At 51.1% G+C, this 24,152-nt stretch carries 19 protein-coding genes; 11 read left to right on the top strand and 8 right to left on the bottom strand.

What is annotated here, in order from left to right; translation table 11 throughout:
* Positions 1 to 127: 127 nt before the first annotated feature.
* Entirely contained in the window at positions 128 to 874 is a 747-nt protein-coding gene (locus tag NQ510_RS04680) for a LytR/AlgR family response regulator transcription factor (protein WP_005825244.1), read from the top strand.
* A gap of 153 nt (positions 875 to 1,027) precedes the next feature.
* Here NQ510_RS04680 and NQ510_RS04675 read toward each other — a convergent pair whose 3' ends face one another.
* Complete coding sequence (locus NQ510_RS04675) at positions 1,028 to 2,239, bottom strand: PorV/PorQ family protein (protein ID WP_005825246.1); 1,212 nt, start codon at positions 2,237 to 2,239, stop codon at positions 1,028 to 1,030.
* Positions 2,236 to 3,552, bottom strand: coding sequence for a DUF4270 family protein (locus NQ510_RS04670; protein ID WP_005825247.1), 1,317 nt, complete (start codon positions 3,550 to 3,552; stop codon positions 2,236 to 2,238). The genes NQ510_RS04675 and NQ510_RS04670 overlap by 4 nt, the downstream gene beginning before the upstream one ends.
* A gap of 242 nt (positions 3,553 to 3,794) precedes the next feature.
* Here NQ510_RS04670 and NQ510_RS04665 point away from each other — a divergent pair, with 242 nt between their 5' ends.
* Positions 3,795 to 4,874: a Kelch repeat-containing protein gene (locus tag NQ510_RS04665; protein WP_005825248.1), complete on the top strand. Its 1,080-nt coding sequence runs from the start codon at positions 3,795 to 3,797 to the stop codon at positions 4,872 to 4,874.
* Positions 4,875 to 4,899: 25 nt separating this feature from the next.
* A complete protein-coding gene (locus tag NQ510_RS04660) occupies positions 4,900 to 5,232 on the top strand; it encodes a DUF4907 domain-containing protein (RefSeq protein WP_005825250.1) in 333 nt (110 codons plus the stop codon).
* Here NQ510_RS04660 and NQ510_RS04655 read toward each other — a convergent pair.
* On the bottom strand, positions 5,229 to 6,176 hold the full coding sequence (locus tag NQ510_RS04655; RefSeq protein WP_061412812.1) for a hypothetical protein: 948 nt from the start codon (positions 6,174 to 6,176) through the stop codon (positions 5,229 to 5,231). The two genes, NQ510_RS04660 and NQ510_RS04655, sit on opposite strands and share 4 nt — an antisense overlap.
* Positions 6,177 to 6,364: 188 nt before the next feature.
* Here NQ510_RS04655 and lpdA point away from each other — a divergent pair, with 188 nt between their 5' ends.
* Positions 6,365 to 7,723: a dihydrolipoyl dehydrogenase gene (gene lpdA / locus NQ510_RS04650; RefSeq protein ID WP_005825257.1), complete on the top strand. Its 1,359-nt coding sequence runs from the start codon at positions 6,365 to 6,367 to the stop codon at positions 7,721 to 7,723.
* Between the two features lie 34 nt (positions 7,724 to 7,757).
* On the top strand, positions 7,758 to 8,180 hold the full coding sequence (locus NQ510_RS04645; RefSeq protein ID WP_005825260.1) for a putative signal transducing protein: 423 nt from the start codon (positions 7,758 to 7,760) through the stop codon (positions 8,178 to 8,180).
* A gap of 8 nt (positions 8,181 to 8,188) precedes the next feature.
* Here the strand turns inward: NQ510_RS04645 and NQ510_RS04640 are convergent, their stop codons facing one another.
* The gene (locus NQ510_RS04640) at positions 8,189 to 9,460 is read right to left on the bottom strand and encodes a M1 family aminopeptidase (protein WP_005825263.1); all 1,272 of its coding nucleotides are present in this window, start codon (positions 9,458 to 9,460) and stop codon (positions 8,189 to 8,191) included.
* Between the two features lie 177 nt (positions 9,461 to 9,637).
* Between NQ510_RS04640 and dacB the strand changes: the two genes are divergently transcribed.
* Complete coding sequence (gene dacB, locus NQ510_RS04635) at positions 9,638 to 11,077, top strand: D-alanyl-D-alanine carboxypeptidase/D-alanyl-D-alanine endopeptidase (RefSeq protein WP_005825265.1); 1,440 nt, start codon at positions 9,638 to 9,640, stop codon at positions 11,075 to 11,077.
* Positions 11,078 to 11,174: 97 nt separating this feature from the next.
* On the opposite strand, the gene NQ510_RS04630 is transcribed toward dacB, so the two are convergent.
* Complete coding sequence (locus NQ510_RS04630) at positions 11,175 to 12,086, bottom strand: helix-turn-helix domain-containing protein (RefSeq protein WP_005825269.1); 912 nt, start codon at positions 12,084 to 12,086, stop codon at positions 11,175 to 11,177.
* A gap of 222 nt (positions 12,087 to 12,308) precedes the next feature.
* Here NQ510_RS04630 and NQ510_RS04625 point away from each other — a divergent pair, with 222 nt between their 5' ends.
* The 3 genes from NQ510_RS04625 to NQ510_RS04615 are packed head-to-tail and all read left to right on the top strand — an operon-like array spanning position 12,309 to position 18,068.
* Complete coding sequence (locus NQ510_RS04625; RefSeq protein WP_034523281.1) at positions 12,309 to 13,415, top strand: efflux RND transporter periplasmic adaptor subunit; 1,107 nt, start codon at positions 12,309 to 12,311, stop codon at positions 13,413 to 13,415.
* Positions 13,416 to 13,452: 37 nt separating this feature from the next.
* Positions 13,453 to 16,632, top strand: coding sequence for an efflux RND transporter permease subunit (locus NQ510_RS04620; protein WP_005825274.1), 3,180 nt, complete (start codon positions 13,453 to 13,455; stop codon positions 16,630 to 16,632).
* A 29-nt stretch (positions 16,633 to 16,661) separates the two neighbouring features.
* Entirely contained in the window at positions 16,662 to 18,068 is a 1,407-nt protein-coding gene (locus NQ510_RS04615; RefSeq protein WP_005825275.1) for a TolC family protein, read from the top strand.
* Positions 18,069 to 18,499: 431 nt separating this feature from the next.
* On the opposite strand, the gene NQ510_RS04610 is transcribed toward NQ510_RS04615, so the two are convergent.
* Positions 18,500 to 19,996: an acetyl-CoA hydrolase/transferase family protein gene (locus NQ510_RS04610; RefSeq protein WP_005825276.1), complete on the bottom strand. Its 1,497-nt coding sequence runs from the start codon at positions 19,994 to 19,996 to the stop codon at positions 18,500 to 18,502.
* 73 nt (positions 19,997 to 20,069) lie between these two features.
* On the bottom strand, positions 20,070 to 20,450 hold the full coding sequence (locus NQ510_RS04605) for a hypothetical protein (RefSeq protein ID WP_005825277.1): 381 nt from the start codon (positions 20,448 to 20,450) through the stop codon (positions 20,070 to 20,072).
* A gap of 394 nt (positions 20,451 to 20,844) precedes the next feature.
* Between NQ510_RS04605 and miaB the strand changes: the two genes are divergently transcribed.
* Positions 20,845 to 22,218 (top strand): tRNA (N6-isopentenyl adenosine(37)-C2)-methylthiotransferase MiaB, encoded by a 1,374-nt coding sequence (gene miaB, locus NQ510_RS04600; protein WP_005825279.1) that lies wholly within the window; start codon positions 20,845 to 20,847, stop codon positions 22,216 to 22,218.
* Positions 22,219 to 22,320: 102 nt separating this feature from the next.
* Here miaB and NQ510_RS04595 read toward each other — a convergent pair whose 3' ends face one another.
* Entirely contained in the window at positions 22,321 to 22,824 is a 504-nt protein-coding gene (locus NQ510_RS04595; protein WP_005825281.1) for a DUF3836 domain-containing protein, read from the bottom strand.
* 372 nt (positions 22,825 to 23,196) lie between these two features.
* Here NQ510_RS04595 and NQ510_RS04590 point away from each other — a divergent pair, with 372 nt between their 5' ends.
* Positions 23,197 to 24,096, top strand: a complete 900-nt coding sequence (locus NQ510_RS04590; protein ID WP_005825283.1) for a class I SAM-dependent methyltransferase — start codon at positions 23,197 to 23,199, stop codon at positions 24,094 to 24,096.
* The last annotated feature ends 56 nt before the right edge of the window (positions 24,097 to 24,152 follow it).

The following is a 24,152-nucleotide window of genomic DNA, read 5'->3' as shown; positions in this document are numbered from 1 at the left end:
ACTTTCCCTTTATCTGTCTTTCCGTAGATGCAGGTAATCTTTGAATCATAAATAAAGCTTAATTTTAGCTCTTCTGTTTGCAGTTTTTCGGATATGGCAGCGTCCATTATGTAAAAGAGAAACGAATATGAATTTGAATTGCGCCATTTTACATGCAGACCCGGAGATTGCCGGAAGGTTGGAAGAGTATATCGACAAGGTTCCTTTTCTCTCTTTGCACGGAAAGTACGGCAATCCTCTTGAAGCGCTGAAGGATTATTATGAGACAAAAGTGGAAGTTTATTTTGTCGGCATCTATCCGGTGGAAGAAGGTGAAATCAACGGAATGGATTTTTGCAGGCTCTTGTCCTCGTCCACTCGTGTCATTTTCATTACAGACACCGACCGCTATGCTGCCGAATGTTTCCGTCTGGATGCGTTGGACTATCTGATGGACGGGCTCAATTTCTCCACGTTTTTCCAGTCTGTCAGCAAAGCGGCACGCTGGTTCTCTTTGCAGGATGCAGGTACGTCCGACTCCAAACACAGGCAAGGTCCGGAAGAGGTTCCGAAGGTGATTTACATGCGGTGTGACAACCGCATCATGCGGCTCGACCTGGAACGGATAAACTATATAGAAGGTATGGGCGATTATGTGAAGATTTTCTGTAAAGATTCCCCTAAGCCTATCTTGAGCCTATGCAGTATGAAGTACATGGAGGAAAAACTTCCGGCGAACGAATTTATCCGCGTGCACCGTTCTTTTATTGTCCGCATGGACTGCATCAGCGCCATCGGGCGCAGCACATTGCTCATCGAGCAGAAGGATGTCCCCATTGGCGATGCTTACCGCGAAAGGGTGAAAGGGTATGTGTCCAGGCTGGCAGTGTTGTAATACCCCGTTTTCAGATACTATATACTTTGTTTGTTGGATCTATAGTTCCAGCGTGCTGCATCTATATATGCAACGCGTTGCATATATAGATCCAACAAATGATAATCATTCGGTGTAAAATCCGTGTAATCTGTGGTGAACCGGAACCTTGTATTACTTTAGTTTTGCTCTCGAAATTCTTTCCCCGAACGTCAAGTTCAGATTCAGACTGAACCGGCTTTCCTGCATCAGATTGCTGCGTGAGTTCAGTTGTTTCCGCCACGTGGCGCCCAGCGAGAGATAGGAGTACCGGATGGGGAAGCTCGCCCCTACGCTGGCTTCCAGATACTGCATCTTCCCGCCTTTCAGGTTGATATAGGAGTTGCCGAAACCTATTCCACCCATCAGCTCGGTGGAACGTGCCAGACGTGGCTTGGTAATGTAGCTGCCTCCCAGGTTCACTTTGTGCTGGTTCTCGTATTTCATGGAAGTGTAGGAGGAGGAGTTGCGGCTCCAGTCCAGGTAGTTGTAGTCGGCGGTCAGCACCCAGCGTTCGGTGGTTATGCTGAGGCCGGTGCCGAGGTGCATGGGCAGATATTGTGTACGGCTGTGGTATCCTTTATCGAGGTTCTCGCTGGTAGATGAGTTGCTGTAAGTCAGTGTATTGTCGTGGCTGATGGGAAGGGAGGGAGCAAATACCAGCCCTGCCGCCCACTTCCGTTGTCCGGTCGCACCCCATTCGTAATGTATGCCGAAGTCCGCATAAAAGGCCTGTTTAGAAGATTCGTACTTTACGACGGCGCTTTCCTGCGTTTCGCTTTGCGTCACTGTGCCCGCTATCATCCCCAGGTTGATGCCGACCGACAGTTGCCTGCTCAGTGCAAAGGCATTGGTGACGTAGCACCGGTATAGTCCGCCCGTACCCTCAAAGAGCGAGTAGGTGTAGTTGCCGGGCATTCCCTCTATCTCTTCTTCGGTCTGGATGACATAGCCCACACTGCTGTATGGTGCTGCACCTACAAGGGCATACCAGCGCGGCAGGACACGGAAGCCCATGCTGATGCGGTTGGGGTTGCCGGTGAAGTTGGAGCTGTGTTCGCTCAGAAAGGAGTAGCGGGCATATGAGGCAGATACACCCACATCGAACGTGAAGCAGGCGGTGTCCATGCGGGTGATGGCTGCGGGGTTCAGCGTGTTCAGAAATCCGGTACGGTTCAGGGCGATGCCCGTGTTGCCCATGCCGGCATAACGTCCGCCGTCACCGGCACTCAGTTCGCCCACTCCGTACATGGAGGTGGGCAGGTTGGTGGTGTTCTGGGCCACGGCGGTGAGGCTTGCCGTACACAGACTGCACAGCAGAAGGGGAATCCGGTAATGGCGTTTCATTGCTCGTTGTATATTTTGAATCTTACGTCTAATCTGCATTGTCTCTCTTGTTCGGGGTCGTTGGTGAAGATGACCTGGTTGAAGGTGGTGGTGCTTTCTTCGTCTGTCAGACTCATCAGCAGTTTCTGCCGCTTGATGCCCGAAGTGCCGTAGTTGTTGCGGATGAATTCGGTGAGGTCGAAGGAGTAGTAGGTCTCTTTCCCGTACATCTCGTCGATGGTCAGGTCGCCGGTCTGTACGGTTACGCCGTCACTGCCGTATACGTAGTCCTCCAGCACATTGTTCTCGTCCGTGATATAAAGGCGGATGTCATTGGGAAGCTGGCTCACTTCGTTGTAGCTCCGGGCCAGAGGATAGAGGTAGAGTGTGGCGCTCTCTATGGAGACTATCTGTCCGGCACTTCCGAGGCTGTTGAGGTAGGGGAATTCCAGTTGGTTGTAGTAACCCGTCAATCCCTGCATATAGGCCAGGCAACCCATGTCGCTGGAGTGGACGAGGTTCTCTATTCCGCTTTTCAGGGAAGCAAGGTGGGTGCCGGTGGGGTCGTGCCGGATACCGGTATAGGCATAGTCGGTGTTTACGTTGAAAGTCAGCACTTGTCCGGTACGTTGGTTGGAGACTTCCTGATAGTGGAGGTTGATGCTCATGGCAGAGTCGTTCACCATGAATCCGGTGATACACTGCCCGTCGTTTTCGGGAACAAAGACCAGTCCGGGGAATTTCTTCTTGAACTTGTCTTGGGTATCGAAGTAGTCGTCCTGGGCCACGAGGTCATTCAGCAGTTGTTGTCCCCATGAGTCGGGCAGGCGGACGCTTACTTCCTTCTTCCGCCCCGGGCAGGGGGTGAAGGTAAAGCTGAAGAGCGGGGCATCTTCCGTCGGGAGTACGGTGCTGTTGTAAAGGTCCTCGTCGTTGTCCAGCACGATAGGTTTTTTCAGCCGGTAGATGGAGATGCGCTGTTGCGTCAGGGTATCTCCCCAGAAATGGCCCGAAGGTATCATTCGCAGTACGAGGGAGTCGAGGGTATAGGTATAGTCTGTGTTGGGGGTGAAGTCGGACGTGGAGTATTCGGCATAGTAGGTGGCGGATACTTCTCCCCAGGCGCTGCTCCGGTAATGTCCTAGCTGGCAGATGCTGTCGCCCCGGGTCTCTATGGAGTCTAGCAGGATGGTGCTGATGTCTACCGAGCAGGTGTCTGCGTATACATTATAGAAGGAGCTTTCCACGAGGCTCTTTCCAAGCTGCGAGTTCTCGTCCTGGCAGGCGCAGAAGATAGCGAGGACTGCGAATAAGCTGTACAATGACTTCTTCATTTCTGTTCTTTTAGTTGGCGGCAAAGGAAAGGCAAAACTTTTATATCTTCCTACAAAAATCGGCGTTCGGACGGTTTTTATCGGTAAAGGCGTTTAACGGGAATTTCGGACTGTTCGTCGGTTATTTTTGTCGGTGTGGTTGCGGTGGTTTACTTTTGCGGACAGACAAAAAGGACCTCCCGCAGCTTCTTGTTTTGGAAAGTGGGAAGTATAAAGCTTAATCATTAAAAAAACAATAAACAATGAACAGACTATTGGTAGGAATAATGTTGCTGGCCATCGTGTGCATTGCCGGCAGTTGTACGGACGAGGATGAATACACTCAGGGGCAGTGGATGAAGAAAGCCAGCTATAACGGTGTGTACCGCGCTTATGCCTCCGGCTTCACCATCGGCAATTATGGATATTTGTGTGGCGGCTTCTACGGAGCGAACAAGGATTACCTGAACGACCTTTGGGAGTATGACATGAGCCGGAACAGCTGGACGCAGTGTGCCGACATGCCCGTTGCCGGGCGCAAGGCTGCCGTGGGCTTTGCCGTGAATGGCAAGGGATACATTACGACCGGTTCCGTAAAGGACGGCTCCTCGTCCTACTGTGTAGCAGATACCTGGGAGTATGACCCTGCCACGGATACCTGGACACGGAAAGACGACTTCAAAGGTGGAGTACGCGATGGTGCCCTGGCTTTCAGTATAGGCGGATATGGCTATGTCGGTACGGGCTGCAACAGCGACGCTACCGGCAGCGAGAGTGCCTACAAGATGGACTTCTACCGTTTCAACCCCAATGGCGCCGAAGGTTCGCAATGGGAAGCGGTGAGCGGGTATGGAGGCGAGAAGCGCTACTTCGGTACGGCATTCGTCATCGATGAGGTGGCCTACATCTGTTGCGGGCGAAACAACAGTACCGATCTGGTGGATTTCTGGAAGTTCGACGGAAGCAACTGGACCCAGTTGCGTGACATTGCCGATACGGACTCCGACAATGACTATGACGATGACTACGCCATCACACGGTCCGAAGCCGTATCCTTCGTCATCGGTGGAAGGGGATTTGTGGCTACGGGAATACGTAACAGCACTTCCTTGAGCAGCGACTACTGGCTGTACGACCCTGACAAGGACTTATGGTACGGCGATTCCGATGACGACTTTACCCCCATTACAGATGTACATAATTATCCTTCCGGTGCTTCTTCGCGCAGGGCTGCCGTTGGTTTCTCTACCGGCGAACGTGGTTTTGTGCTGACAGGAACAAGTGGTACCAGCTACTTTGATGATGTGTACGAACTTCTACCCGATGAGGAAGAGGAAGTCTGATTCGCCCCATAACTGAACGGAACTTATGAAGCTGATGTTTATTATGATAAAGATAGGTGTACCGGCTGTGATGGCGGTATGCCTTTCTTGCTGTTCGGGTCATACTGCCGGCGGTGGCAATGAGTTGAAATGCCGGGTGATGGAGGTGGAAGGCGGTTACGGCTACGTGGTGCTGCATGGAGCCGATACCCTGATATATCAACCTTTTATACCTGCTTTGAGCGGTCGCCTGCCATTTGCAACAAAGGTGGAAGCGCTGGCGGCCGGTCGGTTGGTATGCCGCAAGCTTGCCGATGGGCAAGCTCCGGCATTGAGCAGGGAGGAGGTGGAGTCTTGTCTGACAGACACCGGACTCTAATCTTCTAAAGAATCCTTTACTTCGTGATGTATTTCCGAGCAGTCATAAGGGTATCTCTGCATGAATTTACCCTTGAGTACCTTCTTTGTATCGCTACCGGGACGTGAAAGAGTGGCGGTGAATGTCACTTGAAGCCGTTTGTAGTAGATGGTTGAAGTGTATATGTTCCATTTCATACCTACTATGTCTACTTCAAAATGTTTATATCTCAGTTCGTCTTCTTTGTAATACTTGCCTTGGTTGATGAAGAATAACAGTTGTTGTCCCATGATTATTTTTCCGTCTTCTATGTGGTTGGGCAGATAGATGCTACGTTTCTCCGGGTCTATGCTTTTGAAGGTTTCATCAGAGTGCCCATCGGGTATGAATGCGTATTCTGTCCATTTATTGATGAATGGATAGTAGTCATGCTTGTCGGTTGTGTTTCCCAGATTTTCATTTTTATAGGTACTCTTATCAGGTCCTGTTCCGGCTTCTTTCACTCCGTCACCTTCTTCCACGCTGTATTCGATGGACTCTATCTGATAGAAGTTAGTGCACGGTTCTTGGTGTATGATGATTTGTTCCTTGTAGAGTCCCGTTTTCATCTCAAGGTTGATGATGAGGCTACGGGATTCACCTAAGTCAAAGTTGTCTTTAAAGTGCAGGATGAGATGGCTGTCGGTGTCCCGTTCCAAGTCCCACCATTTATAATGCAGGCTTCCCGTACCTTCCAGTTGTGGGAGCTTGTTGCCATCCATCATGAGGTCTCCCCATGGGGTGGTGATGGAGGTTATGCGCCAGTCGCCGCGTGTTAGGTCTATCTGCAGGGTAGAGGCTTCGCCCTTCACGGTAGTTTCCTGAAAGGGCGAGAGGCGGATTTCATCGCTATCATTGCAAGCCGTCAGGCCGCAAAGGAAAAGAGCGAACAAAAGGATGGATTGGAATAAGTCAGTCGTTTTCATGTTGGTTATTATTTGATTATGTCCATTGGACGTGGCATTCTTTGTAAATGCTGCACGACAAAGATAATTATTTCCTCTTTACGCTGTATTCTCCGAAAGAAAGAAGTACTCTTTTTTGCCGGATAATACGGGTTTTATTAACTTGCGCACAAATTATCGCTAATCATTAACCACTAACCATTAATTCCATGAAATACCAAGTTGCCATTATCGGTGGAGGTCCTGCGGGATATACTGCTGCCGAAGCTGCCGGAAAAGCAGGATTGAGTGTCGTACTATTTGAGAAGCAGAGTCTCGGTGGAGTGTGCCTGAATGAAGGGTGTATCCCTACCAAGACCTTGTTGTATTCGGCCAAGACCTATGACGGAGCCCGCCATGCTGCAAAGTATGCGGTCAGTGTGCCCGAAGTATCGTTCGATTTGCCCAAGATTATTGCCCGCAAGCAGAAGGTAGTGCGCAAGCTGGTATTGGGAGTCAAAGGAAAGCTGACTGCCCATGGTGTGACGATTGTCAGCGGAGAGGCCACAGTGACGGACAAGAATCATGTGGAGTGCGGCGGAGAAACCTACGAATGCGAGAACCTGCTGCTCTGCACCGGTTCCGAAACCTTTGTCCCTGCCATTCCCGGCATAGACAAAGTGTCCTATTGGACTCATCGTGATGCACTGGATAACAAGGAACTGCCCGCTTCGCTTGCCATCATCGGCGGCGGTGTCATCGGTATGGAGTTCGCTTCTTTCTTCAACAGCCTGGGAGTGCAGGTAACCGTCGTCGAGATGCTGGACGAGATACTGGGAGGCGGTATGGACCGAGAGCTGGCGGGTATGCTCCGTGCAGAGTACGCCAAGCGGGGAATCAAGTTCATGCTGAGTGCAAAAGTAGTGTCTGTCATGCCGGATACTGCCGAAGCTTCTTCCCTTATCCAGGTGAATTATGAAACAGCCGACGGTCCCGGTTCCGTCGTTGCCGAACGGCTTCTGATGAGTGTCGGGCGCCGTCCGGTAATGAAAGGCTTCGGATTGGAGAATCTGGGCTTGGAAAGAACGGAGCGCGGAAATGTCTTTGTCAACGGACAGATGCAGACTTCAGTTCCCGGAGTATATGCTTGCGGCGACTTGACGGGATATTCCTTGCTGGCGCATACAGCCGTCCGCGAGGCGGAAGTAGCCATACATTCCATCATTGGCAAGAAGGATGCCATGAGCTACCGTGCCATCCCCGGCGTGGTATATACTAATCCCGAAATAGCCGGTGTGGGCGAGACAGAAGAATCCCTGCAGAAGAGAGGCGTTGCCTATCGTGCTGTGAAGCTTCCGATGGCGTACAGTGGTCGCTTTGTAGCAGAGAATGAAGGAGTGAATGGCGTCTGCAAGTTACTGTTGGGCAGTGACGATACCGTATTGGGGGCACATGTCTTGGGTAATCCCGCTTCGGAAATCATCACGCTGGCAGGCATGGCTATTGAACTGAAACTTACTGCCGATGGATGGAAGAAGATTGTCTTTCCGCACCCCACGGTGGGAGAGATATTCAAGGAGGCATTGTAGAACCCATGACTATTGTTTCATATAAACATAAAAGATGAAAACCGTAAAGCTAATCACCTGCGACGATGCCTTCCAGGCACACGTCATTCAGGGTGCCTTGAAGAATGAGGGCATTGCGTCTGTTTTGCATAATGAAAACATGTCTTCCGTGATGCGCGGATATGTCCGTGATGTCACGGGAGTGGATATATTTGTTTATGAAGATGAATATGACAATGCCCTCCGCCTGCTTGAACGGAACCAGATGATTCCGGAACAGTTGAGGTACTGCCCCCATTGCGGTTCGGATGAGATTAAGTTTGTGCTGAAGAAGAGCCATCGGGTGCGTGCTGTGGTGGCTGCTGTTATTGCGGCATTGTCGGCCGCACCTCCGGGCACTGAGCATTGGGAGTATGTATGCAGGAAGTGCGGCACTCATTTTGAGAAGCCGGTGGCGAAAGGAACAGTTGAAGAATAATCAGGTGTTTATTCTTTTAACCGCTTTTCAATCCAGTCCCGGTTTTTACGTCCCAATCGGCTTTCCGCAAAATCCAGGAAAGCCGATGTGTCTGTTATATGGGCTTGGATGACACCTGCCAGAAAGTTGAAGAAAGGTTCTTCACCCACTCGGACAAGCAGGTCGGCGAGTAGTACTGACCCTTTCCTATAGAGGGCAAGATGCGCTTCGCGGTCGTTGCGGTCAATACCCCAGATAGGACGGATATGGCGTGTTTCCTTACGGTAGGCGTCGATGTAAGCGGCATAGGCTTTTTCGTCGCGGGCGTGGCGTATGTATTGCAAAGCACTGAATTCGGCAAAAGATTCGTTCAGCCAGTCGTGCCAAGATTCCACCGGAGCCTTGTTCCACCAGAAGTGGCCGATTTCGTGGGCGGTGTTCTTGAGTACATATTCATTGAATGTTCGGGAACTGAGCATAATGAAATTTTTACGGCTGTACCCTCCTGAGGTGCCGGAAGCTGAAAGCAGGAATTTCATGTAAATATTCTCATCTCCCGCAATTTTATAAAGGCGTCGGAAGAATTTCAAGGCATTGTGGCAACATTGAAGTGCCGAGTCTGCACCGGCATCCGGGAAGTCTGTATAGATAAGTTCAATGGTAGTTCCGTTATCATTGATGCGGCGGCTTTTCAGCATGGGTGAAGCCAGGATAACATTGTCGAAATTCTCCCAAGGTTGCTCCATTTCCCATATCCCTTCTTCTGTATGGGAAATAATACCTGAGCCGCTCACCGTATAACCGTCAGTGATGCCGATTCGTAAGTGCGAATAATCTGCCCGGTTACCGTTGCAGACAGGATACCATCCCGTATAGTAACCAAGTTCAATCCAATGGTCATTGAATGATTTTGCAGGGCCCTGCACTTCCTGCATGTAGAGTGTGTAACGGGTATTTATGCGGCAGCGGTCATCGGCTCCTGCCGGCCGGTAGAGGGTCAAGGTCCGTCCGTCGGGAATGAATTGGGCAGGTGCCGGGGCAAGCGTATCGAAACGGTAGGTTATCTCCCGGCTGCTGTGGCGTAGTGTGTCGATACGGGCATGGCGCCATAGTACCAACGAGATTGAGTCACTGTCATGGAAATCGACTTCAAACGAACCGCCAACTTCGACTTGTCGGTTCGGTACATCAATCTGTACGGTTAAGTCATAACTGACAATGCGCGGAGATTCTTGTGCCCGAAGCATGGGGGAGAAAAGGAGGCATATTGTAAAGCTGGCAATTGTAAGTTGTAGTTTCATGGTACATCAATTTTAGAGTGATAGTAACTGGGAGATTTTGCCTATGCAATCTATGCAAAAGTAGTATTTTTAAAGGAATATTAAGATGGATGGCTGGATATAATTTATGAAAAGACTACCTCGTTGTTGTTCATTTGTAAGATTGTCGTACTTTTGCCTTTAAAGATAAATATATTTATGAAAAGGATATTGTTGCTGTTAATTTTATCCGTCTGCCTGCTCCCATTATGGCCCCAAGAGACGGTAACTCCGGTGAAGCCGCTCTCTGCGCGGATTGATGCGTTGATAGAACACAAACTTCCCGCAGGCTCTAATGTGGCCATTTCGGTCTATGACCTGACTGCCGGAAAGCCCTTGTACGGCTATCAGGCGGACAAGCTTTCCCGTCCCGCTTCCACCATGAAGCTGCTGACCACCATTACCGCCCTTTCCCGTCCCGAAGCCGACGAGCCGTTCCGTACGGAAGTGTGGTATCAGGGAACCATTGAGCGCGATACCTTGCAGGGGGATATGTATGTGATAGGCGGTTACGACCCGGAGTTTGATGAAGAGGCATTGGATTCCCTGGTGGCTACCGTGGCCCGTTTCCCCTTCTCTGTCATCAAAGGCAAGGTGTATGGAGATGTCTCCATGAAAGACTCCTTGTACTGGGGCAGCGGCTGGTTGTGGGATGATACTCCCTATTCCTTCCAGCCCTACCTCTCACCGCTGATGCTGAATAAAGGAGTGGTGAAGGTTACCGCCACACCCGGCGAACGGGGCGACAGCGCACGCCTTGAATGCACTCCCGCCTCTTCCTATTATACACTGACGAACAAGACCCAAAGCCGTACCCCTTCTGCCGGACGTTTCCGTGTGTCGCGCGACTGGCTGGTGAACGGGAACAACATCACCGTGACGGGCAACGTCGATGCCCGCCGTGCAGGTACGGTCAATATATTTTCTTCGCAGGACTTCTTCATGCATACCTTTATGGAACGGTTGCAGGCACGAGGCATCCGGTGCATTCCGGCGGCAGAAGCGGAAGTCTCTTACCTCTTCGGTGAGTTCCGGCAAGACAGCCTCTCCGTACGGATGGCTTCCTACGAAACTTCCGTGCAGGATGTGGTGAAACAGATAATGAAGGAGAGCGATAATCTCAATGCCGAAGCCATGCTCTGCCGGTTGGGTGTGCAGAGCAGCGGAAAGAAGCGTGTCTCTGCCGAGGACGGGCTTTCTGCCATCCGCATGCTGATAAAAGAGATGGGATATAACCCCGATAGGTATAATCTGGCAGATGGTTGCGGCCTTTCCAATTACAACTACATTTCACCGGAACTCTTGGTTTCTTTCCTGCGATATGCCTACTCGCGTACGGATGTTTTCCAGAAACTTTATAAGGCTTTGCCCATTGGCGGCGTGGACGGTACACTGGAGTTCCGCATGAAGAAAGGCACCCTTTCCCACAGAAATGTACATGCCAAGACGGGTTCCTTTACCGCCATCAACTGCCTGGCCGGCTACCTTAAAGCCCGCAACGGACACGAGATAGCCTTTGCCATCATGAACCAGAATGCACTGTCGGGCAGGGAAGCACGCGCTTTCCAGGATGCGGTGTGTGATGAAGTGATACGTTGAGGTTTAGCCATCGTAAAGTTGACCTTTAGCGTCGTAAAGTTAAGGTTTAGCTTCCTAATGCAGACCTTTACGGAGTGAGCCCCAAGAGTAGGGGAAATCATTCCTCTTTCGTATTGCGGTAGCGTGCCGGAGACATACCCAGATAAGACTTCACATACTTCCCGAAGAAAGACTGGTTGGGGAAATTAAATTCTTCTGCAATCTCCTTGATGGACTTGTCCGAATGCTTCAGCCGGTACTTGATGTGCTCGATGGCACTTTCGTTAATCAAGTCAAGCGGTGTACGTCCGCATGCCTGCTTGATGACCTTCGAAAAGTGTTTGGGACTATAGCAGAGTGCATCGGCATAATATCCTACAGAACGGTGTATGCCGTTGTCTTTGGACAACATCTCTATAAACTTACGCAGGATATAGTCGGACTGTTTGATGCTTTCTTTTGTATCGACTGTCATTTCTGAAGGGTTCACTTCTTTGTTGAGGTGTCCCAACATCTCACAGAAAATGGCAGAAAACAAGTATTGCATCACTTCCCTGTGATAGTGATGAGGCTCGTCGTTTATCTTTGCCATAAGCAGTTCTCGGTAGAATTTGAAGATTTCCTTGTCCCCTTCCTCCCCGACAGACTTTATGGGATTGTTGTGGATATGCATAACGGTATTCCATGTATCCTTCTCCATCTTGACCACGCGTTGTAGGAACTGTGTGGAGAATGCGGCAAGCCTTATCTTGTGCTTCGGGCTTACCATCGCGTGGCTGATAATGGTATTGGGAAGGCCGAGCAGTAAGTCGCCTGCTTCCAGTTGGTAGGTTTTGTAGTTGACGTCCAACTGGATGCAGCCTTCTAGACAGATAGCGATAAGGAAGCATCCCAATCTTATTGTATCTTCATTGTAGGGGCTTCCCTCCAGACTGTTGATTATGACAAAGTCATTGTCTACATAGTCAAGGACATGTTCGCTGTTTTTAAAGTCCGCGATTTCTACGATTTTTATGTTCCCTTTCTCCATATTCTTCCTTTTTCGTTTTGCAAAGTTGGTGAATAATGGGAAATATGGGATGTTCCATTATGCGGCTTTCTTGTTCTATATGTCATTTATAGACAATTCATTAGCCTTAAAAAAGATGAATGTCGAAAAAGGAACATCTTTGGAGTGTAATTGGTCATTATGGCGTTGTTCCTTTCTCCTACTTTTGCCACCAGTTTTAACAAAAAGACAATGAGAAAAAGTATGATTACATTGAACAGGAAATGGATACGGCTGATAGGGATTGTCGGTTGTACAATGTGTTTGGCATCTTGCAAGCAGGCATCGGATGCTTCCGGAATGAAACCTTCTTATGCTACCATGAAAGTGGAGGCGACGGACAAAGAGCTTTCCACTTCGTACTCAGCAACGATACGCGGACGGCAGGACATAGATATTTATCCGCAAGTGTCGGGCACCATCGAGAAGCTTTGTGTGACCGAGGGGCAGAAGGTGCGCCGGGGACAACTGCTTTTCATCATCGACCAGGTTCCCTACAAGGCTGCACTCAAAACGGCCGTTGCCAATGTGGAAGCGGCACGTGCCGCACTGGCTACTGCCGAACTGACTTATAACAGCAACAAGGAATTGTATGCGCAGAAAGTGGTTTCGGAATTCAGCCTGAAGACTGCCGAAAACAGCTACCTTACCGCCAAGGCGCAACTCTCGCAGGCCGAGGCCCAGGAGATAAGCGCACGCAACAACCTCTCTTATACGGAAGTGAAGAGTCCCAGCGACGGGGTGGTGGGGGCATTGCCCTACCGTGCAGGGGCATTGGTCAGCCCCAGCTTGCCGCAACCGCTGACAACGGTCAGTGACAACAGCGACATGTACGTTTACTTTTCCATGACCGAGAACCAGTTGCTCGCCCTGACACGCCAGTACGGCAGCATGGACGAGGCGCTGAAGAACATGCCGGCGGCAGAGCTGCGTCTGAACGACAATTCCGTCTACGACAAGAAAGGTACCATCGAGTCCATCAGTGGTGTCATCGACCGCCAGACGGGTACGGTAGTGGCACGCGTGGTCTTCCCCAACGAATCGCGCCTGCTCCATAGCGGGGCATCGGGCACGGTGGTGGTGCCTGCCACGTATAAGAACTGCATTGTGATTCCGCAAGAAGCCACCGTACAGTTGCAGGACAAGACGTTGGTATACAAGGTAGTGGATGGCAAGGCCGTCTCTACCCTGATTACCGTGGCAGGAATAAATGACGGACGCGAATACGTGGTGCTGGACGGACTGAAAGTGGGTGACGAGATTGTTTCCACAGGTGCCGGACTGCTGCGCGAAGGAACGCAAGTGAAATGATGATTGCTATTTTATCAACTATCAATGACCCATTAAGATGAAAGGAAATATATTTATAAAACGGCCGGTGATGGCTATCTCCATCTCCGTACTGATTCTGGTGATAGGGCTCATTTCGCTCTTTACGCTGCCGGTGGAACAATATCCTGACATTGCGCCTCCTACGGTATATGTCAGTGCCAACTACACCGGCGCCGATGCCGAAGCCGTGCTGAACAGTGTCATCATGCCGTTGGAGGAGAGCATCAACGGTGTGGAGAACATGATGTACATCAGTTCTACCGCCACCAATGCCGGTTCTGCCACCATACAAGTCTATTTCAAGCAGGGCACGGACCCCGACATGGCTGCGGTGAACGTACAGAACCGCGTATCCAAGGCGCAGGGACTGCTGCCCGCCGAAGTGACGAAAATCGGTGTGACTACCCAGAAGCGGCAGACCAGCTTCCTGCAAATCGGCGCTTTGGTGAGCACCGACGGGCGCTACGACCAGACGTTCCTTGCCAATTACCTCGACATCAACGTGATTCCGCAAATCAAACGTATCGAAGGTGTGGGTGACGTAATGGAGCTGGGTGATACCTACAGTATGCGCATCTGGCTGAAACCGGAACGGATGGCGCAGTATGGACTGGTCCCTTCGGATGTGACCGCCGTATTGGGCGAGCAGAACATCGAAGCGCCTACCGGTTCGCTGGGCGAGAATTCAAAGAACGTGTTCCAGTTTACGATGAAGTATCGCGGACGTCTGAAGAGTGTGGAGGAATTCCAGAACACGGTGGTACGCTCGCAGAGTGACGGTTCCGTGCTCCGTCTGAAGGACGTGGCGGATGTGGAGCTGGGTACGCTGACCTATAGTTTCCGCAGTGAGATGGACAGCAAGCCGGCGGTACTTTTCATGATGTTCCAGACGGCAGGCTCCAACGCAACCGCCGTCAACAAGCAGATTACCGCACAGATAGACGAGATGAGGAAGAGCCTGCCCGAAGGGACGGAATTTGTGACGATGATGAGTTCCAACGACTTCCTCTTCGCTTCCATACACAATGTGGTGGAGACACTGGTCATTGCCATTATACTGGTAATTCTGGTGGTGTATTTCTTCCTGCAGGACTTCAAGAGTACGCTTATACCCTCCATTTCCATTATCGTGTCGCTGGTCGGCACGTTTGCCTGCCTGGTGGCTGCGGGGTTCAGTCTCAATATCTTGACGCTGTTTGCGTTGGTGCTTGCCATCGGTACGGTGGTGGACGATGCCATCGTGGTGGTGGAGGCGGTGCAGTCCAAGTTCGATGCCGGATACAAGTCCCCTTACCTTGCCACGAAGGATGCGATGGGCGATGTGACGATGGCCATCATCTCTTGTACCTGCGTGTTCATGGCGGTATTTATCCCCGTGACGTTTATGGGCGGTACTTCGGGCGTGTTCTATACGCAGTTCGGTGTCACGATGGCAACGGCGGTGGGCATCTCCATGATTTCGGCATTGACGCTTTGTCCCGCCTTGTGTGCCATCATGATGCGTCCGTCGGACGGTACGAAGAGTGCGAAGAGCATCAACGGACGGGTGCGTGCGGCATACAATGCCTCGTTCAACGCCGTGCTGGGCAAATATAAGAAAGGTGTGATGTTCTTCATCCACCACCGCTGGATGGTGTGGACTTCATTGGCGGCTACCGTCGTATTGCTGGTTTACCTGATGAGTACCACCAAGACGGGGCTTGTGCCGCAGGAGGACCAGGGTGTCATCATGGTGAACGTCAGCACGTCTCCGGGAAGCACGCTGGAAGAAACCACGAAGGTGATGAACAAGCTGGAGGACATCCTGAAAAACACTCCCGAGATAGAACACTATTCCAAGGTGGCAGGATACGGATTGATGTCCGGTCAGGGCACTTCCTACGGTACCATCATCATCCGTCTGAAGGACTGGGGCGAGCGGAAGGGGAGCGAACACACGTCCGACGCTGTGGTGGCCCGTCTCAATGCACAGTTCTACGGTGTGAAGGAGGCACAGATATTCAGCTTCCAGCCGGGTATGATTCCGGGCTATGGTATGGGTAACTCCCTGGAGCTGAACCTACAGGACAGAACGGGTGGTGACATGGCTACGTTCTACGAGGCAGTGATACAGTTTCTGGGTGCGTTGAACCAGCGTCCCGAAGTGGCTATGGCGTATACCTCTTATGCCATGAATTTCCCGCAGGTATCGGTAGATGTGGATGCTGCCAAGTGCAAGCGTGCGGGTATCTCGCCGGGTGCGGTGCTCGACGCATTGGGCAGCTATTGCGGCGGTGCCTATATTTCCAACTACAATCAGTTTGGCAAGGTGTACCGCGTCATGATGCAGGCATCGCCCGAATATCGTCTGGACGAACAAGCACTGGGTAATATGTTTGTGCGCAACGGTACGGAGATGGCTCCGGTCAGCCAGTTCGTGACGTTGAATAAGGTGCTCGGTCCGGAGACGGCAAACCGTTTCAATCTGTACAGCGCTATCGCCGCTAATGTGAATCCGGCGGAAGGATATTCGTCCGGTGAAGTGCAGAAAGTGATTGCGGAAGTGGCAGAACAGACATTGCCGCTGGGCTACGGTTACGAGTACGGAGGTATGGCACGTGAGGAAGCCAATACTGGTGGTGCGCAGACTGTCTTTATTTATGCCATCTGTATCTTCCTTATCTATCTCATCCTGGCATGTCTTTATGAGAGTTTCCTGATACCGTTTGCGGTCATCTTCTCCGTACCGTTCGGGCTGATGGGTTCATTCCTCTTTGCCAAGGTTCTGGGATTGGAGAACAACATCTATTTGCAGACGGGTGTGATTATGCTGATTGGCTTGCTCGCCAAGACGGCCATCCTGATTACGGAGTATGCCATCGAGCGGCGCCGCAAGGGAATGGGCATTGTGGAATCAGCTTATTCGGCCGCCCAGGTCCGTTTGCGTCCTATCCTGATGACGGTGCTGACGATGATATTCGGTATGCTTCCGCTGATGTTCTCGAGTGGTGCGGGCGCCAACGGTAACTCTTCGCTGGGTACGGGCGTAGTAGGCGGCATGCTCATCGGAACGCTAGCGCTGCTTTTCGTCGTTCCGGTGTTCTACATCATCTTCGAGTACTTACAGGAGAAGGTTCGTCCGCCAATGGAGGAAGAAGCCGATATGCAGGTATTGCTTGAAAAGCAGAAGAGTGAGGCAGAACGGGCGAAAGATTGAGGAAAATAAAATAAAAACAGATTGGAACAATGAAGAAACATATCATCCTATTGTCCGCCGCCGGTTTGCTGTTCAGCAGTTGCGGCGTGTACACCAAATACAAACCTGCTACCGAGGTCCCCGACGGCCTCTACGGGGAAGAAATAGCCACTTTTACGGAGAGCCTCGCCGGTTCTCCGGCTGCCACCGAAGACAGCCTGGACCTTGGCCTGGGCGGCATGGACTGGCACGAGCTTTTCACCGACCCACATCTGCAGGCACTCATCGGACAAGGGTTGCAGAACAATACCGACTACCAGTCGGCACAGCTCCGCGTGGAGGAAGCCGAAGCTACCCTGCTGTCCGCAAAGCTTGCCTTCCTGCCCTCCTTTGCCCTTGCGCCGCAGGGCACGGTGAGCAGCTTTGACAGCCACAAGGCCACACAGACCTATTCGCTGCCCGTTACTGCCAGTTGGGAGCTGGATGTTTTCGGCCGCATGCGCAATGCCAAGAAACAGTCGAAGGCGCTCTATGCGCAGAGTCAGGACTATCGCCAGGCCGTGCGTACCCAGCTCATTGCCGGGATAGCCAATACTTACTATACCCTGCTGATGCTGGACCAGCAGCTTGCCATCTCCAGGCAGACCGAAGAGACGTGGCGGGAAACCGTTGCTTCCACCCGTGCCCTGATGAATGCGGGCATGGCGAACGAGTCCGCCGTGTCGCAGATGGAGGCCACGTACTATCAGGTGCAGACTTCCGTGCTTGATTTGGAAGAACAGATAAACCAGGTGGAGAACAGCCTTGCGCTGTTGCTGGCAGAGACGCCCCGTCATTACGAGCGCGGTGTGCTGGCAGAGCAGCAGTTCCCTGTGGGCTTTTCTATAGGGATTCCTGTTCAGATGCTTTCCTGCCGTCCTGATGTCCGCTCGGCTGAGCGGACACTGGAAGCGGCGTTCTACGGCACCAATGCGGCGCGCTCTGCCTTCTATCCCTCCATCACGCTGGGCGGGAGTGCGGGCTGGACCAATTCTGCCGGTTCAATGATTGTGAATCCCGGCAAGTTCCTGGCTTCGGCAGTGGGTTCGCTGACGCAGCCGCTCTTTGCCCGCGGGCAGGTCATTGCACAGTACCGCATAGCCCGTGCCCAGCAGGAGGAGGCTTCCCTTGCCTTCCAGCAGACATTGCTGAATGCAGGCAGCGAGGTGAACGATGCCTTGACTGCCTGGCAGACAAGCCTATCCAAAAGCGAACTGCTGGACAAGCAGGTAGCTTCCTTGCAGACAGCTGCCCGCAGCACTTCCCTGCTGATGGAGCATGGCAACACCACCTATCTGGAGGTGCTTACCGCCCGGCAGACATTGCTCAATGCACAACTGGCACAGACGGCAAATCGATTTTCTGAAATACAAAGCCTGATTAACCTCTACAAGGCGTTAGGGGGAGGTCAGGAATAGAGTGTCATCATACTACTCTCTCTGCATCTTCATTTTAAATGTGAAGGAAGGGCTGTCCGGGAAGTGATTCCAGGCAGCCCGTTTTCAATGAATAGGAGGGATCAAATGGAGGCAAGTATTTCTCTAGACAAATTATTGCAGTTTTTCACTCAATGCGAACGATAAGTGTTGGCTCGGTGAGAGATCGATTGAAGAAACTGAAAAGGAAACTGAAGCAAAAGATAGTGAGTTTACCGGTAAGAAGGAGGTTTTGCCAGGAATTGATGCAGGGATGTAGTAGGTACTGAAATAGCTTGTTGTTGGATCTATAGATGCAGCGTGTTCCATCTATATATGCAACGCGTTGCATATATAGATCCAGCAAACCGGAAATATACATGCAACGCGGCATATCTTTCGGGCGGTTTCTCTCCGCCTTTTTAGGGAGCAGTTTATTTATACTGTGCCCAGTCTACATTCTTCATGTCTCCACTTTGGGCCAGCTCAGCGTGCATAGCCAGTGCGGCGCGCAGGGCATGGGGAGTCTGTGACTTGCCGTCGGTCAGTTTCAGGTAATCCCACAGAATGTTCTTGTAGTCCGGATGAACACAGTTTTCGATGATGGCTTGTGCACGTTCTTTCGGACTCTTGCCGCGGAGGTCGGCCACACCTTGTTCGGTGATGATGATGTTGACGTCATGCTCCGTGTGGTCCATGTGCGAAACCATCGGCACGATAGCCGAGATTTTACCTTCCTTGGCAACGGACGGACAGGTGAAGATGGAGATATAGGCATTGCGGGTGAAGTCACCGCTTCCACCGATACCGTTCATCATCTTCGTACCGCCGATGTGCGTGGAGTTCACGTTGCCGTAGATGTCGGCTTCGATGGCGGTATTGATGGAGATGATACCGAGCCGGCGCACCACTTCCGGGCTGTTGGAGATTTCCGACGGACGGAGCACCAGCTTGTCGCGGAAGAAGTCCATATCCTGGTAGATGCCTTCCAGACAATCGTTCGTTACGGTCAGTGAGCAGGCGCTGCCGAATTTCACGCGGCCTTCGCGGATAAGTCCGATAACGGAGTTCTGGATGACTTCTGTGTACATTTCAAACGGCGGGATGGTCTTGTCACGTCCCAAAGCACCCAATACGGCATTGGCAATGTTGCCCACGCCGGATTGCAGCGGCAGGAAGGTAGGCGGAATGATTCCGCGTTTCATGTCGGCGGCAAGGAAGTCGGCCACGTTCTGTCCGATTTTGTCGGTCAGCGGGTCGGCGGCGGCAAACGAACGTGCCTCGTCCGGCCAGTTGGTCTCCACTACGCCGATAATCTTTTTCGGGTCTACCTGGATGTAGGGCAGGCCGATACGGTCACTCGGTTTGTAGATGGGGATTTCGCGGCGGTAAGGAGGGTCGAGGGGTTCGTAGACGTCGTGCAGGCCCATGGCGTTCTTGCTGTGGGCGGCATTCAGTTCCACGATAATCTGGTCGGCCAGGCGGCAGACAGTCGGAGCGATACCGCCGGCTGCCGTCAGGTAGATTTTACCGTCGGGAGTAACCTCGCATGCCTCGATGATGGCAACGTTTACTTTTCCCATGAAACCATAGCGTACTTCCTGCGCCATCTGTGAGAGATGGATGTCGTTGTAGGCTATTTCGCCATTGTTCACGGCTTTGCGGAAGTCGGAGTTGGTGGTGTAGGGCGCGCGGTAGCGGATGGCCTTGACGCGCGAGAGCACACCGTCGCAAGAGTCTCCGGTAGAAGCACCGGTGAAGATACCTATCTGGAACGGGTTTCCTTTTGCATGTTCTGCTTCCGCGATTTTTGCTAATTCAGCCGTAACGGCTTTGGCTGTTCCTGCGGGAGTAAATCCGCTCAAGCCGATGTTGTAGCCATGTTTAATCAGGCTCGCAGCTTCTGCTGCCGAAATGTAATTGAGTGCCATAATATAAATAGTTATTTTTTCGTGTAAAGATTCTGAAGGGGCTCGTAATTGGTTCTGCAATTATCGACTGTCTTTAATATTTCCGTTGAAGTATTTCTGACCAGATGATGGCTTTCCTCGCTTCTTCTGCCGAGTGGATGCCGTATTCGGACGTTACTTCATCGGATTCCTGCGGACGGGATGCCGGGGAGGGAGGGGAAGCCTTTATGGAAGTGTGCTTGGATTTGGCAGACGGTTTGGATACCGGCTTGGGCTTTTCTGCCGGCTTGGGGCCTTCGGGAATAAAGCCTCCGTAAGTATCTCCGCCCCAGTATTCGGGCAGTGGGTTGTCAACGTCGGGCATAGGTATGTCGGGACTCTTGTCAGCATTTTTATTTGCTTCTTTCTTAAACTGCTTGACGAGTCCGATTACTATGACAGCCGCAACTAACAGAAACTTGAAGACATCTTCCATATTCTTTTTGATTTTCCACCCAAAGATAGTGCAATTATCTCTTATCTTTGCTTTTGGGCAAAGTTAATTATTTAATCTGATTACAGCCAAGGAATTGGTAATAAAAAAGGGCAGCTTCACAGCTCCCCTTAATTTTTTTAACCTAAACCTTAACTATGAAAAAATCTAATGTTTCTTTCATTCCACAAATTTGTGAATTAATTTGCTCTATGCCAAATTAACACTCGGAAAATGTTTGCTCTCTTAACATAAATTAGCTGATAAGGCGCAGATTGACAACTTGTAATGGCATTTTTCTTTCATTTCATCCGTTTATTGGGAGGGAAGAAGTATCTTTGCGCTCCGGATGACAGATACCAACTTATGATATAAACTGATTTTAAACGAACTGATTATGGAAAAAGTAACGGGAGCAGACTTTAAATCTGCAACTGCTGATGACAACAAGAAGTTGTTTATCGAGACTTACGGCTGCCAGATGAATGTGGCCGACAGTGAAGTGATTGCATCCGTCATGCAGATGGCGGGATATTCGGTGGCCGACACCCTGGAGGAAGCCGATGCAGTGTTTATGAACACCTGCTCCATCCGCGACAATGCGGAGCAGAAGATTCTGAACCGTCTGGAGTTCTTCCACTCGCTCAAGAAGAAGAAACGCGGCCTGATAGTGGGTGTGCTGGGCTGTATGGCAGAGCGTGTGAAGGACGACTTAATCACCAACCATCATGTGGACCTGGTGGTGGGGCCGGATGCCTACCTTACTCTGCCCGAACTGATTGCCTCGGTAGAGGCCGGTGAGAAAGCCATCAACGTGGAGCTTTCCACCACAGAGACCTATCGGGATGTCATCCCCTCGCGTATCTGCGGAAACCACATCTCCGGCTTCGTCTCCATCATGCGTGGGTGCAATAATTTCTGTACTTACTGCATCGTTCCCTACACCCGTGGCCGTGAGCGTAGCCGTGATGTGGAAAGCATCCTCAATGAAGTGGCCGACCTCGTGGCAAAGGGTTATAAGGAAGTCACCCTGCTGGGACAGAACGTCAATTCCTACCGCTTCGAGAAGCCGGACGGAGAGACGATTACTTTTCCAATGCTGCTGCGCACCGTGGCAGAGGCAGCGCCGGGCGTACGTATCCGTTTCACTACCTCGCACCCTAAAGACATGAGCGACGAAACTCTCCAGGTCATTGCCGACATGCCCAACGTATGTAAGCACATCCACCTGCCGGTACAGAGTGGGAGCAGCCGCATCCTGAAGCTGATGAACCGCAAGTACGACCGCGAGTGGTATATGGACCGCGTGGCAGCCATCCGCCGCATCATCCCCGATTGTGGCTTATCTACGGATATATTCTCCGGTTTCCATAGTGAGACGGAGGAGGACCACCAGCTTTCCCTCTCGCTGATGGAGGAGTGCGGATACGATTCCGCCTTTATGTTCAAGTACAGCGAACGCCCCGGTACGCATGCTTCCAAGTACCTGCCGGACGATGTGCCCGAGGAGGTGAAGATTCGCCGTCTGAATGAAATCATCGCCTTACAAAACCGTCTCTCTGCCGAGGCGAATGCCCGTTGCGTGGGCAAGACGTACGAGGTGCTGGTGGAAGGTGTTTCCAAACGTAGTCGTGACCAGTTGTTCGGCCGTACGGAACAAAACCGTGTGGTGGTGTTTGACCGTGGCACGCACCGTGTGGGCGATTTTGTGATGGTGAAGGTTACCGAATCCAGTTCGGCTACGCTGAAAGGAGAAGAGGTAGCCGGCTGACGGGATAGAAAAGTCTCGATGACATCAGTATGATGACACCGGTATATAGAATAAAAGCACGAGCCGTGAGGCTCGTGCTTTTCATATTATAAACTTTAAATTTTATTCTGCCATGGCCAGAATATTCGCTACGTAGTCGGTCTTGTTGTAGCTTACCAGGGTCAATTCGGACTTTGGCGCGTCCTGATTGTAGAGTTTGTAAGCTACCGGCATGTTTTCATCGTTCAATTCATACACACTTTTCTTCATGTCTTTGTCATAAGCCTTGTGAGACTCGTTCCAACGTGCGTAGGACATGGTGATTTCATCATTGCCATATTGGTATGTCATCTTAAAGTAAGGTGTCCATTCGTCTTTTGTACCGTCCCACTTGGAGGCTTCCTTGCAGGTCAGGCGTTTCTGGTCGTCATAAGAGTATTCATAACGGATGTGCCGGTAAAGTTGTGCACCGTCTTGCTTAAAGATGGTCTTGGCAACTACTAATTCGTTTTTCACTTCTTCATTGGTGATGAAGTTGTTTTCCTGAGCTTTCACTTCTGTATTCATAACGCTTACGATAGTCATTGCTACGAATGCGACTGCCTTGAATAAATTTGTAGTTTTCATAATCTTTATTTTTAATTGTTGTTACTTACTCTGTTTCTTTTAGACGTTGTTCCCGATTAAAAAGTTGCATTCCAACTAATCTTTTTCTCAAACGCCTTCGCCTAATTATAGTCAATTCCCATGCCAAAGATTTAAGTTGTTGATAATCAATGAATAGATGCTTTCGAAAACTGTTCATTATCGGACAGTTGTCCGCTTAATATCGAACAGTTGGTCATTCGTTCCGCCAGCTGGCCGGAGCAAGCGTTTGTTTTCTTAAATCTCCTTAATGGAAACCCTATAAATCACTTTTTATTTGTTATTTTGCACCAAATTTAGGTATGGTGTGGTCTGTTTCATTCGGGCTGCACTTCCTTATTGGCAGAACGTTCGATGAATAAACTCACTATAAAAGCTTGTCCGTTATGTGGTGGAACGCATTTGGAGCGTGCCCTGACATGTGTAGACCATTATGCCTCGGGCGAAATGTTCCACTTGTGCCGCTGCCGGGATTGCGGTTTCCTTTTCACGCAAGACTTTCCCGTGGAGGCTGAAATCGGTCGTTACTACGAAACTCCTGATTACATATCACATACCGATACCCGCAAGGGGGCGATGAACTCCGTGTACCATTGGGTGCGCAACTATATGCTGGGACGCAAGGCACGCCTTGTGCTCCGTGAAGCACACCGCAAGGAGGGCAGCCTGCTGGATTTGGGTACGGGGACCGGTTACTTTGCCGATGTCATGCAGCGTCGCGGCTGGCAGGTGGAAGCTGTGGAAAAGAGTGCGCAGGCGCGTGCCTTTGCCAAAGAACACTTCAATCTGGATGTGAAACCCCATACGGCATTGAAAGATTTTGCACCGGGCAGTTTCGACGTCATCACCCTATGGCATGTCATGGAACATCTGGAACCCCTCAACGAAACGTGGGAAACCTTGCACTCCCTGCTGACTGAAAAGGGGGTGCTGATTGTAGCTGTGCCCAACTGTTCCTCCTTCGACGCAAAGAAATACGGGGCTTACTGGGCTGCCTACGATGTGCCCCGCCATTTGTGGCACTTCACACCGGGCACCATCCAGCAATTCGGTTCCAAGCATGGCTTCATCATGGCAGAGCGGCATCCCATGCCGTTCGATGCCTTCTACGTCTCCATGCTGACAGAAAAGCACATGAGGCACTCGTGTACTTTCCTGCGGGGAATGGTGACCGGTACACTGGCCTGGTTCAGCGCGTTGGTGAAGAAGGAACGCAGCAGTTCCATGATTTACGTGTTCAGGAAGAAAGGGTGAGAAAAGGGATTAGGGATTAATGATTAATAGCGACTGATTTACATAACTTGTAGCTT

This window comes from Bacteroides uniformis (assembly GCF_025147485.1).
Lineage (GTDB): Bacteria > Bacteroidota > Bacteroidia > Bacteroidales > Bacteroidaceae > Bacteroides > Bacteroides uniformis.
The sequence above is the reverse complement of the archived record's forward strand: the minus strand, read 5'-3'. Positions and strand labels throughout refer to the sequence as shown.

What these genes read in the sequence shown, in the direction of transcription:
- NQ510_RS04680 (WP_005825244.1), top strand. Translation starts at nt 128, where the DNA reads ATGAATTTGAATTGCGCCATTTTACATGCAGACCCGGAGATTGCCGGA.
- NQ510_RS04675 (WP_005825246.1), bottom strand. Translation starts at nt 2,239, where the DNA reads ATGAAACGCCATTACCGGATTCCCCTTCTGCTGTGCAGTCTGTGTACG.
- NQ510_RS04670 (WP_005825247.1), bottom strand. Translation starts at nt 3,552, where the DNA reads ATGAAGAAGTCATTGTACAGCTTATTCGCAGTCCTCGCTATCTTCTGC.
- NQ510_RS04665 (WP_005825248.1), top strand. Translation starts at nt 3,795, where the DNA reads ATGAACAGACTATTGGTAGGAATAATGTTGCTGGCCATCGTGTGCATT.
- NQ510_RS04660 (WP_005825250.1), top strand. Translation starts at nt 4,900, where the DNA reads ATGAAGCTGATGTTTATTATGATAAAGATAGGTGTACCGGCTGTGATG.
- NQ510_RS04655 (WP_061412812.1), bottom strand. Translation starts at nt 6,176, where the DNA reads ATGAAAACGACTGACTTATTCCAATCCATCCTTTTGTTCGCTCTTTTC.
- lpdA (WP_005825257.1), top strand. Translation starts at nt 6,365, where the DNA reads ATGAAATACCAAGTTGCCATTATCGGTGGAGGTCCTGCGGGATATACT.
- NQ510_RS04645 (WP_005825260.1), top strand. Translation starts at nt 7,758, where the DNA reads ATGAAAACCGTAAAGCTAATCACCTGCGACGATGCCTTCCAGGCACAC.
- NQ510_RS04640 (WP_005825263.1), bottom strand. Translation starts at nt 9,460, where the DNA reads ATGAAACTACAACTTACAATTGCCAGCTTTACAATATGCCTCCTTTTC.
- dacB (WP_005825265.1), top strand. Translation starts at nt 9,638, where the DNA reads ATGAAAAGGATATTGTTGCTGTTAATTTTATCCGTCTGCCTGCTCCCA.
- NQ510_RS04630 (WP_005825269.1), bottom strand. Translation starts at nt 12,086, where the DNA reads ATGGAGAAAGGGAACATAAAAATCGTAGAAATCGCGGACTTTAAAAAC.
- NQ510_RS04625 (WP_034523281.1), top strand. Translation starts at nt 12,309, where the DNA reads ATGATTACATTGAACAGGAAATGGATACGGCTGATAGGGATTGTCGGT.
- NQ510_RS04620 (WP_005825274.1), top strand. Translation starts at nt 13,453, where the DNA reads ATGAAAGGAAATATATTTATAAAACGGCCGGTGATGGCTATCTCCATC.
- NQ510_RS04615 (WP_005825275.1), top strand. Translation starts at nt 16,662, where the DNA reads ATGAAGAAACATATCATCCTATTGTCCGCCGCCGGTTTGCTGTTCAGC.
- NQ510_RS04610 (WP_005825276.1), bottom strand. Translation starts at nt 19,996, where the DNA reads ATGGCACTCAATTACATTTCGGCAGCAGAAGCTGCGAGCCTGATTAAA.
- NQ510_RS04605 (WP_005825277.1), bottom strand. Translation starts at nt 20,450, where the DNA reads ATGGAAGATGTCTTCAAGTTTCTGTTAGTTGCGGCTGTCATAGTAATC.
- miaB (WP_005825279.1), top strand. Translation starts at nt 20,845, where the DNA reads ATGGAAAAAGTAACGGGAGCAGACTTTAAATCTGCAACTGCTGATGAC.
- NQ510_RS04595 (WP_005825281.1), bottom strand. Translation starts at nt 22,824, where the DNA reads ATGAAAACTACAAATTTATTCAAGGCAGTCGCATTCGTAGCAATGACT.
- NQ510_RS04590 (WP_005825283.1), top strand. Translation starts at nt 23,197, where the DNA reads ATGAATAAACTCACTATAAAAGCTTGTCCGTTATGTGGTGGAACGCAT.